Raw genomic sequence first — 13426 nt, 5'->3', positions numbered from 1 at the left:
TAATACTTTATGATACATTTTCAAATTGTTTCTGTTGAAACAGGCGAGAGGATTGTCTAATATAATTACTGCATCAACCAAATCCCCGATCTGTTCTTTAAAAATCTTATTGATTCGATTTATATAAAATGATAGCAAAATATTAAGATTTATGTTCATTTCACAAGTTGTTTGAAATTTAATATTTTTCTGGAATAAGTAATCCATAAACAGAACCGACGAAGCCAACACAGCCAGAATTTGAATGCGACCTGGTAAAAAGGATTTAACATGACCGGATATAATAAAGCCCCGCTCTTCAGGTAATTGAAGTATGGGGCTTTTTTTGTTGGGGATGCGAGTGAATCAAAAATAGAATATAATTGGGACGACTCAGTAAAAGCTTCATATGCAAGGCACGCGAATCTTGAGGAAATGAGCGATAAGGGAATTATCGGTTTGGACGACAAGAACTTTAATTCCTTCAAATCAAAAATCAGAACTAATCTGCTGAATAAATTCGGACCATATGCCTTAAAAGATATCGAAATTGCACCGATCGGACAAAGACCGGGGGTAAAATACGGGATTTTGATGGATAAGGGTAAGATGGAGATTGTGTATTGAAATGAACATGTGTTTAGAAGAAGGAGGCTGTTATGGCTGAACAATTATCTGCTGAGATTATTGCAACCAAAATACATTTAATCCGCGGAGAAAAGGTGATTTTAGATAAAGACTTAGCTGAACTATATGGCGTATCGACGAGCATACTGAACAAAGCTGTCAGCCGCAATATAGATCGGTTCCCTTCGGATTTTATGTTTGCACTTACAAAAGACGAATTTTCGAACTTGAAGTTCCATTTTGGAATATCAAGCTGGGGTGGTACGCGCAAACTTCCGAGAGCATTCACTGAACAGGGCGTTGCAATGTTGTCGGGTGTTCTAAAAAGTAAGAGAGCTGTGGTGGTAAATATAGAGATCATGCGGGCGTTTGTTCAATTGCGGAACTTGGTGTCATCGCATAAACAGCTTGCGGGAAAATTGTCCGAGCTGGAACAGAAATTAGAAGGACATGACGAGCAGATTCAAATTATTTTTCAGGCAATTAAAGAACTGATGACTACTACGGAAAAACCTAAGCGTAAAATTGGTTTTACCATAAAAGAGAAACAACGGGCTTATAGTAAGGGCAATCAATGACTTAAGCCCTCTGCGGACTCTGTGAGAGATTCAGAAATTACCGTAAAAGAAAAGATTAGTGAATATGGCAAGAAACGGCAATGTTGCGGTAGTTGAAAAGAAAATAAGCTTTTTGTAATTTAACATAAGTTCCGTAAGTTCGGTATTAAACGGAAAACCGGGAAAAGTATGTTTGCGGATAAAATTTTATCGGAGGAAGATTATGGATGAAACCGTTTTAAAAATAGCTATGGGAGGTCTGCTTCATGATATAGGAAAGTTCATGCAACGGGCAGAACTTGAAAAAGAATTTGTCGAAATCAAAAACAATTATGACGGTTTTTGTCCCATTTTAGATGGGGGACGACATGGCTACCTGCATGCTGCTCATACCGCTTATTTTATTGAAGAATTAATACCCGAAAATATCATTGATAAAACCAACAAAGCAGAATTATATAACGCTGCCCGCCATCATAAAAATCCTTCCGGTGATATTTATCGCGAGGCAGACCATCTTTCAGCAGGTATGGAGAGATATGAAGACGAAAAGGACTCAGATAACTACAAGAAGGTTCGTCTCCATTCAATTTTCGATGCGGTTGAACTCCAATATGCTCTCCATGACAAAGAAAACCGATTAAACAGCAGATGGCGATATAGTCTGACAGAACTTTCCTCAAATAATACTAAAGAGTTGTACCCTGTCATGATTGACGATAAAGGCAAAGTGGTTGATGACGGTTTTTCATATAAAAATCTATGGAATAATTTTAATAAAGAACTATCGATAATAAATCGTCATACCGATAAGACATCCTATTTTAATGATCTTTATTGGCTTCTTGAAAAATATACCTGGTGCATTCCAAGCGCTACCAATGCGTTTCCTGATATTCCGCTTTTTGATCACCTCAAAACGACTTCTGCCATAGCTTCATGCTTTTATTTTACAAACCAGGAAAATATCAAAGAAAAGCCCGATTTCATTCTTTATGTAGGTGATCTTTCAGGCATCCAGGAGTATATTTTCAGAATCAGTAGCTCCCAGGGAATAGGCGGCATTTCAAAACGATTAAGAGGCAGGTCATTTTATATTGCCATGCTGACTGAGATATTCTCACGTTATGCCATTAATACCCTAAACTTGACGGTAGCAAATGTAAACTTTTGTGGCGGCGGCAATTTTGAGATTCTTTTGCCGAATACCCAGACTGTAGTCGACTTTCTCTGCCAATTGACAAAGGAAATAAATGAATGGCTTGTTAAAGAATTTCATGGCTCGCTTGGATATGTGGATGCAAGCGTGGAAATGACCATGGAAGAATTGCGGGACAAGTATGGTGAAAAAAAAGATACTCTTTCAGACAAATTACAAGGGGCAAAACTAAAAAAAAGCCACACACACCTTGATGAGGATTCATTTTGGGTTGATAGAATGAAGTTTGCGGAAAAAATATCTGTATGCCCATCCTGTAATCTTAAATTAATTAAGGACAATGAAACAATTTGTGGACTATGCCAGCAGGACAAGGATGTTGGATCATGTTTACCAAAAACTGAATATCTTGCATTTTCGCAATCAGAAATACGCAAACAAGAGAGTTGCAAAACCATAACCTTCGGCAAATTTGGCACTGTAATTTTGCTGGGTGAAAATTCAGATCCGTTGGTGTTGCCTGAAACCTCGCAGGCCATGTATGCGCTTTCAGAACATGAAACCGGGGTTATTGGCCGTTATTTTATTGCTCAAACACTTCCTACTGCAAAAGATCAGATCGGGCCACTTGAAACAGAAAAAGACGAAAGCAACGAAGGAATAGTATTTCGCGGCCGGACCCTTTCATTTTCAACACTAGCGGATTTGGCGGAAGGTGACAAACGCATTGGAATACTCAAAATGGACGTGGACAATCTCGGCCTGATCTTCTCCCTGGGTCTGGATATGCCCCCAACAAAAAAAGAAAAAGGCCAAAACCTTCGATCCATTTCCCGCTTGTCAAGCCTTAGCCGCCAGTTGTCATTCTTCTTCACCACCCATATTGATGAGCTTTGCTGCCAGATTTTTGAAAAATGGCAAAATGACGAAAAGAACAAATGGCCATATAAGAAGAGTATTTCTAGTATTTTTTACCTAATTTTTGCAGGTGGTGATGACCTTGTTATTGTAGGCCCTTGGGACAGGATCATTGAACTTGCCCGAAAAGTACGAAAAGTGTTCAAAGATTTTACCTGTCATAATCCCAATATAACTCTGTCAGCAGGAATTTATATCTGCAAACCCAAATTCCCAATCAGCATTGCAGCGGAAAAAGCGGAAGAAGCTCTTAAACAATCAAAGGATAAGGGGAGAAATCGGATAACTATTATGAAGGAAACCTTTGTCTGGGACAAAGAAGACGAAAGAAGCAGAATCTATCAGAAAGAGCTGATCAAGGACAAAATCTATCCGGGGATCCTATTTGATGAGGCTGAAATTCATAGCGAAAACATTTATCTAACCGGAAAATCAAAAAAACTAAATATAAAAACATTAACCTTTGAAGAGTTGTCAGCATTTGCCGAGCAGCTTCAGGCATTTTATGAAGACGATAGTATATCCAGACATTTTATTTTCAAGCTTTTGAAAGCAAGGAATGAGTTTTTTACGATGGAATATAATGATGTCAAACATGCTTTTGTGGAAAATCATAATCACATGTTCTTGCCGCATCTATTGTATAACATCGAAAGAAATACCTCAGGCGATGCGAAAAGAGAATTGAAAGAAAGGCTTGTAACAACGGCTGAAGCCCAAACATATATAAGACAGGCTTATTATCCTTGTAAATCTGTTTTGATGAAAACTAAAAAGTAAGCGAAAGGCAATAACTATGGATGAAATAATTCAAGCGATTAAAGCAAAAACCAGTTTTAAGGAAGTATCGATTACTGCTTTTGCACCGTCAGATCAGTGGTCAGACCAGATAGCCAAAAAGCTTGGTGACAAAATGAAAACAACCCAGCTCAGGAAATTTTTTACTTCCATAAAGTTAATGGAACAAAAGACAAAGGGAAAAGATAAGACTGAAATTTTTAATGATACTTCCCTGTATATGCTCTTGCCTTATCTTGCCTATGCACAAGCAAGAAAGCTGGTAACTCTAGAATTCTATAAGCTGGTGAAAGTAATTATTGGCGATGGGACAAATGGAAAAATTAAGACCGTAGAAGACTTTCAACGGTTTGTCGAATTTATGACCGCGATTGTTGCATATCATAAACAATATAGCAAATAACAATAGGGGACAATGCAATGTCAGATGAAAAAGAAACCAAACCGGAATTCGAATTTATCGGCAAATATATTATTACAGCAGACATAAAGTTAAAAACCGGCCTTCACATTGGAGGCACTGAAGAAGGTTTTGATATCGGCGGGATTGATAATCCGGTTATTAAGGATAAGGTGACTGGTTTGCCATATATTCCTGGATCATCTTTAAAAGGAAAGCTCAGAAGTCTTATAGAATGGGCGCATGATAAAGTTGATATTAAAAAAAATAATAAAACACAAGAATGGGAAGGGAATCTCTGCACCAAACCAAATGAACCTATTGGCGTTGTTTTTGGCGTGCCGGCAGAAAATCATAAAGATGACCTTCCCGGCCCCACACGACTTGCCGTGAGAGATGCGTATCCTGATGAGATTCAAATTAAAAAATGGCAAGACGCCATGGGAGAAAAAATTTACACTGAGGCGAAGACCGAAAACGCAATTGACAGGCTGACGTCTGCTGCTAATCCAAGAAGCATGGAGCGTGTTCCGGCGGAGTCTGTTTTCAAGGCGGAGTTTGTCTATGATGTATATAAAAAGGAAGATGTAACAAACCTGAAACTTCTATTTGAAGGCATGATGCTTCTTGAAGATTCCTATTTGGGTGGCGGCGGTACCCGTGGCTCTGGAAAGATTGAATTCGCAAATATTCAGATAACCGCCAGAGACAAAAGCTATTATCTTGGCAGTGGGCAAGTGGCTTTAACTGTCAATCAAAATCAAAATGGAAAAAATAAGCCAAAGGATATTTTTGACAATTTTGGCAGCGTCTTTCCAGAGCTCAAATAGAGGATAAACCATGAAAGACTACATCATACATCTTGCTCCTCGCTCAAGCTACGAGATTGCGATGCACTCGGATACGCTGTTTGGCGCTATCTGCTGGGGAATACGAATGCTTTTTGGTGAAAAAAGGCTCGTTGAAATTCTGGAAGAGTACAAAAAAAGCCCGCCTTTTTTGCTGTCTTCTGCTTTCCCCTGCAAATTTGATGGTAAAGAATACCAATATTTTTTGCCCAAACCTGTTTTGAAGCCTCTTGCCATCAATGACCTGGATATCTTCACTATAGAGGCGGACGTAAAAAAAGAAACCTACCATTCAAATAAAATTAATACGATTTGGGCTGCCAATGAACATAAAAAATTTAAAAAAATCAAATTCGTTGGGATTGTAAATTTCAAGACCTGTTTGAAACAGCCTGATGAAGCCGTTCTGTTTAGAGATTACCTTGAAAGGCATCTTTCAGAACCCAGCCGCTACTGCAAAACTGAAACAACTCAAAAAAACAGTTTGGACAGGCTGTTCCATTCAACAACAGGTGCGGGCAATACATTTTATGTGCCGGAAATCGCTTACAGGGAAAAATATGGGCTATATTTTCTCCTGAAAACCAAAAACATCGATGAATACATCAAACCTGTTTTGCTTTTTCTGGAAGATTCCGGCATAGGCCCTAACGCCCGGACAGGTAAAAACTGGTTCAAGGCTGAAATCTCTGAAAAAACGCTGTTTGATGGGAAGAATAGTCAGGCAGGTGATTCTTTTATAACCCTGTCCCGCTATATCAAGAATGAACCCATCAATAAAGAAGCTTCGTTTTATCAGATTGCCTCTGTCAGGTCGAAGGTTGAATCACGGCTTGAATTCGCTGGCGAAGATGTCTGGAAACACAGGGTATCATATTTTACCGCAGGTTCAGTGATTAACCCTGAAAATAAAGCGGATCATTATGGCAGCCTTGTCCCTGTCAAATCCATTGGTGGAAAAACCATTTATCAATATGGCTATGCCTACCCTGTTTGGATAAACCATGGAGGGAAAAATGAACTATAAATTGAAAGTGCTATCGCCATTACATATCGGGTGTGGTGAAGCATACAATGGATTGAACTATCTGATAGATCCCAGAAAAAAACCACCTCAGCTAAGTATATTAAATGAAGAGTTGATTTTTGAAATGCTTAAAGATGGGCAGATTAAAAGTTTTGTCACATGGCTTGAAAATGAAAGATTCCCCAATCTGTTTTATTTTTTTAAAAATGTCCTTAAAGACAACAATTTTTCCTTACAGAATCATTTGCGACAAAAGGCAATATACACAATTCCGAATTATGCCGGGCAAGAGAAATTAAGAGAAATCAATTCCTTTATGAAGCAAATGAATCATCCGTATATTCCCGGCACTGAAATCAAGGGAGTAATACGAACGGCTGTGCTTTATTGTGCCCTACTTGACCAAAAAAAATTGAACGAGAGGCTTTTAAAATCTCTTAAAGGCTTTGGTATTAAATATAAGGTTGAGATTGATCTTGTAAAAAACGAAAGAGAGCTTAACAAGAAAAACCCAAAAAACAGCAGAGAGTCACTCAGAGATATTAAAAAGAAACTTGAAGATAAAATGGGCGATATTACAAAAGAGCTTCAAAAAAGTGCTTTAAATGCAAATGCAAAAGAAGACGCTAAATACGATGTTATGAAATATTTACAGGCTGGCGATAGCGAGCTGTTGGATGCAAGGGAATATCTGTCGGTCAGTTATGTAAAACCTTTTAATATTTCAAGGGATCCTTCTGTTTTTTATGAATATATAAAACCAGATAAAGAAATAAGTTTATCCATGCTTTCATTGGAAAACTCAAAGTCCTTAAAAATTGAACAAATGGGATTTGACAATAATCAAAAGGATATTGTTTCCAATATTGATAAAATTCTCAGCTATTGTTTCCGTTTTTCAAACGACTTACTTGATGAGGAGGTTTCATTTTTTTCGGTACATGGAAAACAGCAGATTGTTGAACAATTAATAAAAATTAAAGCCATTAATAAACCAGAATCTCCTGTTCTGAGAATCGGCAAGGATGAAGGATATAACAGTTTGACGGTCGGGCTTGCTGTCAAAAAACTGGATAGCTCCCTATACGAAAACGTTCTCATCCATGCCACGAAAAATAAAAGCTACGATTCCAAAAATGGTGGCCCCATGCCGAAATCCCGGAAAATTGTTTACTGGAACGGAGAAGAAACGACGGCTGGGTGGGTGCAACTTATCCCGGAAAATATTTCAGAATCTCAAACGAATTTTAAAAACAATTCCGACAATCAAGCAGGACAAAGACAGAAACCTGCTACGTCTGCAGATCTTTCAAAACTTCAAGGAATGTTTAATGTTAAGGTGAAACGCAAATGAAAACTTATATTTGCACTTGTGGCACGTCCATTGCTACAAAAAGGGGAATCAAACTTGAATGTTTTGTTGATATCCCTATATTAAAATGTAATGAATTTAAAGATGAAATCGAGGCAACTAAAGACCGAATAGCGGAAGAATTGAGTGGCATTAAATTGCCTGATGAACTTGATGATACATCAGCAGAAATAAAAAGTCTGGTTAAAATGGGGCTTGATAAAAATGATGCCGTTATATTAATAAGTTCGGATACTATTGATGGAAAATTGTGTGCAGAATCAGTTCGTGATTTTCTTGTTGAGAATAAACTGATTTCTGAACCTTCTATAAAAATAAAGGAAATTGTCGGACTACAAGCAACAGATGGTTCAAGATTTCAAAAAGAAGGTTTAAAAAATCTTCTAAATTATTTGGTATCCCTCGAACATCAAGACATTATTTTCAACCCCACCGGAGGCTACAAAAGCATAGTGCCTTACCTTGCGCTTATGGGCATGCTTTTTAATAAACCTGTCAAATATATCCATGAAAATTCTGAAGATATCCTGACACTCACTGGTGTTCCAATTATCCTTGATGACGACTTGATTTTGCGCATAGAAAACAAGCTGCAAAGGATAGAAGATGAAACAAGTATCCCTATGAAAGAATGGCAGGAAGGTATTGATTATAATGACCGACGGTTTGACTGTTTTGTTGAAGTAGATAACGGACAGATAACAATGAGCGGCATTGGTTTGTTATTCTGGGAAAGATTCAAAAAGGACTACCCAAAAGAACTTGAACGTGACTTACGGCCGGTATCTGAAAAAGAAAATAAGCTCTTGGCTCAGGGCATAGATCATCATGGGCTTGAAAGAATTAAACCTATCGCAAGAGAGCTGTTACAATCACCTTTTGTCTGTGGTGTTCCGAATAGTTGTAATAACTATCCTAAAAGCAAAGCTTTTATAAGGGCTTTAACTCCTGTGCAAGCAAAAGAACATCTGCAAAGAGAAAGTAGTAGTATATGTATGGTAACTGATATCCGCTCCGATGCCGGGTATTCTTTTCTGATTAAAACAACTGCTTGCAATGATGATGAAAACAAACAAATTGCTGAAATTTTAAACAGGAAATATTTTAAGTTATAATTATGTGTTTTGCTCAGGCGGTCAAAACCCACATGGGCAAAAAATTCAGGGACAAGGCTGAAGCAAAACTTGCACAATTTCTCGGCTAAAAGCTGATCGGATTAATCATTTCCGTGTCAATGATGGAACAATTGAAGAAAAAGAAAAAGGCCAATGCTGCAAAGGTTAAAGCTGAACTGATTGGCGGGAAGGAATATCGTATAGTTGAAGTATATATATGAAAGCAAATAAACAGTTAATACAAATCGATGAGATATACGGCCGTTGACACATACAAAGATTGTATATATAATTTTATAAAATTATAAAAAGGAGGTGTCCTATGGATGCGAGTACGGTTAATATTTCTTTTAAAAAAGATCTGCTTCAAATGATTGATCAAATAGCAAAGGAAGAAGCCCGCTCAAGATCGGAACTGATTCGGGAAGCGGCTAGGATGTATATCGAAAGGAAAAAAAGGTGGGAGCAAATATTTGCTTTTGGTGATTATCAGAAAAACAAACTCCGTTTATCTGAAGCTGATCTTGAAAATGAAATTCATGAATTCAGAAAAGCAAAAAGGAATAAAACTTGATTAAAGTTGTGCTTGACTCAAAATCTTACAGGAAAAACTGCATGATTCTTCATCGCTTATAAACTTCTGGCGCACCAAAGACGGCGCTGAAGTGGACTTTATCATAAAAGGCGGAAGTAAAATAATGCCTGTTGAGGTAAAATACGGGCAAATCAAAAAGCCCGAAACAACCCGGTCGCTTCAAAGTTTTATTTCGGCTTATCAGCCGGACACGGCACTTGTGGTTAATTTAAATTATAAAGACGAAATTCGGACAGGCAAAACGAAAGTGTGTTTTGTGCCGTTTTATGAACTGATAAGTTATGATTTCAAAAAATAGTAAACTGCTCAACTGGGAACTTGTGGAAAAGTACTTTTCCATGTTTGGATTCCATGAGATGTTCAGTAAATTAAAAGAGAGATATTTACATGCCCAATGAAGAAGAAACATCGGAAATGCTTGAGGCGGCAAAATCTAAATCTTTGAAAGAAGATATGCGCCGTTTAAAGGCCGCATCACAAAATGTGTTTATTCGCAACGGCAAACCGGATATCGACGCATATATTGAATTCTTAAACGGCTTTAATGAATTTATCAATCACAGGCCGAAACCTTTTAAACCTATGATTGATAACATAATGAAATTGTAAGGACATAACTATGGCTTTTTTATTTAACTGGTTCATCGTGATTAGTAAAGATCGTAATGAAGTTTCAGAGCCTGGTCGATTTCGTCCATAACTTCTTGCGGAAGGTGTCCCATCTTTTTGAGAAGGCGTATTTTGTCAACCGCACGGGTTTGATTGGGCATTATCTTTGAGCGGGTAAGTAATCCACCGATCCTGGCGGGAATTTCCACTTCAAAGGAATAAACCTTGCTGACATTGGAAGTGATTGGAGAAATAGAAACAAGAGGAGAATGAGCATTGTTGACGTTATTGGAAACAATTACAGCAGGCCGCGTCTTTTTGACTTCCGCTCCTACCGTGGGATCAAAGTTAACCAGAAACACATCCCCGCGTTCAATCGAGGCCATCGGAAAGGGTTCCTTCCATTTCCTGATGGAGTCTTTTGATCTCCGTAGCCGCTTCTTCATACTCAGCCGCCAGCCTGAGGTTACGATGTTCTTTCAGGGAACGAACGATAGCCTCTGTAATAAACCGGCTTCTTTTTCTCGGCTCAATCTTTTGGTTGATTTCCCTCATTACTTCCTGAGGGAGGCTGATGTTGATACGAACAGAACCCATTATGTCTCCTTATTGTGTATTTTTATTATGTCTTTTTATTGTATGATAATTAAGGGTATAAAAATTGTCAAAACTTTTTCTCATCTTTAATCATCAGCTCACTGCTCTCCAGGAGAAAGACGCACTGATCTCACTTGGAGCAGATACTATCCAGAACCTTCCGGAAGAGCTTCAAGTGCTTTGGAGCAGTATTCCTTCGAATGAGCCGGAAATTAAGCCTTGTCTTAAACCAATTGAAACGTGGTTATCGTCACAGTCAAAGACAGGCGATTACGTGCTTATCCAGGGGGATTTCGGGGCGTGTTACCTTATGGTAAACTTTGCTTTCAAGCATAATCTGATCCCGGTTTATTCTACAACTGAGCGCTTTGCTGTTGAGGAAAAACAAGCAAATGGTACGGTCAGGGTGATACATCATTTCCAACACGAGATATTCAGAAAATACGGGAGGTAAGTGATGAAGACATGCCTTGTTTCTTTGGTAAGCGATCAGACAATTCCGAACATTTTGGTGGCAACCGAACTGAAGCCTGATTACTTGTTGCTGATAAGCACTGCGTCTATGGAAAAAAAACAAAAATCCCGGGCGATTCTGGATACGCTATTATCTCTTGGCATGGATTATAATAAAAATAGTAAGATACTTAATATTGTTGAAGATTCAATATCTGATTTTTATGAAAAAGTAGTTGGCTGGCATACAACAAACAAACAATCTTATGATTTCACAGTAAATTTAACATGTGGCACCAAGATAATGGCGTTATCTGCATATGAGTTCTTCAAGGCTTATGATGCAAAAATAGTTTATATGCCCATACCCCGAAATTTTTATTTCCCAATCCATCATCCAAATAGTAAGGTTCCGATAAAACATCGCTTGTCCGTTGAAGCTTATCTTTCCTCCTACGGTGTGGCTGTCTCAAATCAAGATAAACTTGCCAAGATAAAAAACGATGCAACTCAACGATATCAAACAACTATGTTTTTATATGATCAATATAAAGAATTGTTTCCGCTGTTACAGACAATAGGGAAAAAGTTACGCCAACTTAAAGAAAAGGATTTTAAAAACGGATATGAATTTTCGCTCAACTATTCCTTCAGAAATCAGAGTGAAGAAAAATTAATGACAGATCTTGGTTATTCATATCAAAACAGCGTTATCTCAAAAAAAATATATAAAACAGACTGGAATTACCTTAGAGGCGGCTGGCTTGAAGAACGTGTATTTAAAGCTATTGAATCGGTACTGCCTCTCAACTCTGATATTTTAATGAATGTGTGCTGCAAAGCACGCGGCACTGAAAATGAGTATGATGTGCTTTTTACCTTAGATAATGTTCTTTATGTTGTCGAATGCAAATCATTGGATGCACCAGAGGGACGTAATCCTGAAATAAAAGGTAATATAAATGAGTTTCTTTATAGACTCGGCGCGCTTAGGCAAGATTTTGGCATTACGCCAAAAGGCATATTGGCGACTACATCAAGTGATATACTAACCCAAAAAAAAGAACTAAAACCACACATTATAAAACGTGGGAATCAATTTAACACCACAATTGCACCGCTCTTGATAATTAAAGATTTAGAAGATTATTTTGAAAAATTGCTCTTTGACAATTTAAAAAGGTCATCACAAAACGGCAATATCGATTAACCCCGAAATAAGCCGAACAAGCTTGCTTTGTATCCAGAAATATTACATAGTATTAAAAGATTGAACCAAAAATTTGGCCTGCATAATGACCGTTGAAAGGAGAATAACATGACTCAGTTTATAGCAGAAACCTCGATTAAAAATGGCGGCATTACACTGAGTAAAATTCCTTTAAAGGAAAATACAAAAGTCAAAGTTGTTTTAATACCCAAAGCCGACTTAAAAAGCATGTCTTTTGTAGCGGCTCGCAAATTAACAAAAATAATAAAAGGAAATCTGTCCGAAGATACTATTGCGGAAAGAGATCAGAGATGAATCTCTACCTTGATTCAAATGCGCTGATCAAACTTTACCATGAAGAAGCAGGCACGAACGAGCTTGTAAAGCTGCTTGATGAAAACGAAGATAATCTCATTTTAACAATTGCTGATATTACAAAAATTGAATTTTACTCAGCTTTTCTCAAAAGGGTCCGCAAAAAGGAAATAAAGTATGAAACAGTAAAGAAGGTTCTTTCAGCTTTTGAAAATGATCTCTATATGTTCAATTTTATCGAAGTTGATAATATCGTTAAAGCAATAGCAGTTGATTTGCTTAAGACCATAGCGAACAAACAGGGTCTGACAACTCTTGATTCTATTCAACTGGCAGCAGCTATAAACGCAAATCAAATTTTTCCGATAGATAGCTTTGTGACTTCCGACCGCATATTGCTGAATATTGCAAAAAAATATTTCCGGATATTTAATCCCGAGTTATAAATTTACTGTTGTTCTTTGACAATTTAAATAGGTCATAACTGAAAACGGCAATGTCGATTAAACCTTAATAAGCCAGGATTTGACCGGCAAAGTAAAAAGCTTTATATGCAAGGCGCGCAAATCATGAGGAATGAAGCGTACTTTTCGTACGCTGCAATGACGAAGGATGAAGCGCAACACAGCAGAAACTTTTTACGAAGCCGGCAATGTTGCAGTGTTTGTATATTCATAGATTGCCTCCTATTTTTGAAATTAAAAACTTAAGGAGTTGTCACAAAATAACCTTTACATTTAAAACGTACATGCTATACTGCATGCATGGAAATAAGGTTGATAAAAAAACGCTTCGAAATGCTTGCGCCAATACTTGACGAGAAAACACTCAGACTTTTTGTCGCTAC

The 13426-nt window shown here is 37.6% G+C and carries 18 protein-coding genes; 15 read left to right on the top strand and 3 right to left on the bottom strand.

Annotated features, from left to right (window positions below):
• A partial coding sequence (locus VXK47_RS14830) for a hypothetical protein (protein WP_435549565.1) occupies positions 1-207 on the bottom strand: 207 nt, incomplete at its 3' end.
• A 99-nt stretch (positions 208-306) separates the two neighbouring features.
• On the opposite strand from VXK47_RS14830, the gene VXK47_RS14825 reads away from it, so the two are divergent.
• The 11 genes from VXK47_RS14825 (at position 307) to VXK47_RS14775 (ending at position 10004) form a co-directional block, all read left to right on the top strand.
• Positions 307-606, top strand: a complete 300-nt coding sequence (locus VXK47_RS14825; protein WP_435549564.1) for a hypothetical protein — start codon at positions 307-309, stop codon at positions 604-606.
• A gap of 32 nt (positions 607-638) precedes the next feature.
• Positions 639-1184, top strand: coding sequence for an ORF6N domain-containing protein (locus VXK47_RS14820; RefSeq protein ID WP_435549563.1), 546 nt, complete (start codon positions 639-641; stop codon positions 1182-1184).
• Between the two features lie 202 nt (positions 1185-1386).
• Positions 1387-4020, top strand: a complete 2634-nt coding sequence (gene cas10, locus VXK47_RS14815; protein WP_435549562.1) for a type III-A CRISPR-associated protein Cas10/Csm1 — start codon at positions 1387-1389, stop codon at positions 4018-4020.
• Positions 4021-4036: 16 nt separating this feature from the next.
• The gene (csm2, locus tag VXK47_RS14810; protein WP_435549561.1) at positions 4037-4441 is read left to right on the top strand and encodes a type III-A CRISPR-associated protein Csm2; all 405 of its coding nucleotides are present in this window, start codon (positions 4037-4039) and stop codon (positions 4439-4441) included.
• Positions 4442-4458: 17 nt separating this feature from the next.
• Positions 4459-5268: a type III-A CRISPR-associated RAMP protein Csm3 gene (gene csm3, locus VXK47_RS14805; RefSeq protein ID WP_435549560.1), complete on the top strand. Its 810-nt coding sequence runs from the start codon at positions 4459-4461 to the stop codon at positions 5266-5268.
• 10 nt (positions 5269-5278) lie between these two features.
• The gene (csm4, locus tag VXK47_RS14800) at positions 5279-6313 is read left to right on the top strand and encodes a type III-A CRISPR-associated RAMP protein Csm4 (protein ID WP_435549559.1); all 1035 of its coding nucleotides are present in this window, start codon (positions 5279-5281) and stop codon (positions 6311-6313) included.
• Positions 6303-7667 (top strand): type III-A CRISPR-associated RAMP protein Csm5, encoded by a 1365-nt coding sequence (gene csm5, locus VXK47_RS14795; RefSeq protein ID WP_435549558.1) that lies wholly within the window; start codon positions 6303-6305, stop codon positions 7665-7667. The genes csm4 and csm5 overlap by 11 nt, the downstream gene beginning before the upstream one ends.
• On the top strand, positions 7664-8800 hold the full coding sequence (locus VXK47_RS14790; RefSeq protein ID WP_435549557.1) for a putative CRISPR-associated protein: 1137 nt from the start codon (positions 7664-7666) through the stop codon (positions 8798-8800). The genes csm5 and VXK47_RS14790 overlap by 4 nt, the downstream gene beginning before the upstream one ends.
• A gap of 322 nt (positions 8801-9122) precedes the next feature.
• On the top strand, positions 9123-9374 hold the full coding sequence (locus VXK47_RS14785) for a CopG family ribbon-helix-helix protein (protein WP_435549556.1): 252 nt from the start codon (positions 9123-9125) through the stop codon (positions 9372-9374).
• Positions 9375-9396: 22 nt separating this feature from the next.
• Positions 9397-9693, top strand: coding sequence for a DUF4143 domain-containing protein (locus VXK47_RS14780; protein ID WP_435549566.1), 297 nt, complete (start codon positions 9397-9399; stop codon positions 9691-9693).
• A gap of 89 nt (positions 9694-9782) precedes the next feature.
• Positions 9783-10004: a hypothetical protein gene (locus tag VXK47_RS14775; RefSeq protein ID WP_435549555.1), complete on the top strand. Its 222-nt coding sequence runs from the start codon at positions 9783-9785 to the stop codon at positions 10002-10004.
• Positions 10005-10045: 41 nt separating this feature from the next.
• Here VXK47_RS14775 and VXK47_RS14770 read toward each other — a convergent pair whose 3' ends face one another.
• Positions 10046-10390, bottom strand: coding sequence for a type II toxin-antitoxin system PemK/MazF family toxin (locus tag VXK47_RS14770; RefSeq protein ID WP_435549554.1), 345 nt, complete (start codon positions 10388-10390; stop codon positions 10046-10048).
• Positions 10377-10601, bottom strand: a complete 225-nt coding sequence (locus VXK47_RS14765; protein ID WP_435549553.1) for a hypothetical protein — start codon at positions 10599-10601, stop codon at positions 10377-10379. Before VXK47_RS14765 ends, VXK47_RS14770 begins: the two co-directional genes overlap by 14 nt.
• Before the next feature lie 64 nt (positions 10602-10665).
• Between VXK47_RS14765 and csx20 the strand changes: the two genes are divergently transcribed.
• The 4 genes from csx20 (at position 10666) to VXK47_RS14745 (ending at position 13025) form a co-directional block, all read left to right on the top strand.
• Positions 10666-11055, top strand: coding sequence for a CRISPR-associated protein Csx20 (gene csx20, locus VXK47_RS14760; RefSeq protein ID WP_435549552.1), 390 nt, complete (start codon positions 10666-10668; stop codon positions 11053-11055).
• 3 nt (positions 11056-11058) lie between these two features.
• Positions 11059-12264 carry a Card1-like endonuclease domain-containing protein gene (locus tag VXK47_RS14755; protein WP_435549551.1) on the top strand — a complete coding sequence of 402 codons (1206 nt, stop codon included), beginning with the start codon at positions 11059-11061 and terminating at the stop codon, positions 12262-12264.
• 108 nt (positions 12265-12372) lie between these two features.
• Positions 12373-12579, top strand: a complete 207-nt coding sequence (locus VXK47_RS14750) for a hypothetical protein (RefSeq protein ID WP_435549550.1) — start codon at positions 12373-12375, stop codon at positions 12577-12579.
• Positions 12576-13025 (top strand): type II toxin-antitoxin system VapC family toxin, encoded by a 450-nt coding sequence (locus VXK47_RS14745; RefSeq protein ID WP_435549549.1) that lies wholly within the window; start codon positions 12576-12578, stop codon positions 13023-13025. Before VXK47_RS14750 ends, VXK47_RS14745 begins: the two co-directional genes overlap by 4 nt.
• The last annotated feature ends 401 nt before the right edge of the window (positions 13026-13426 follow it).

Origin of the sequence: Desulfobacterium sp. N47 (assembly GCF_051233685.1) — a bacterium.
Classification (GTDB): domain Bacteria; phylum Desulfobacterota; class Desulfobacteria; order Desulfobacterales; family RPRI01; genus RPRI01.
Note: the sequence above shows the minus strand (reverse complement) of the source record. Positions and strands in the feature narration are given on the sequence as shown.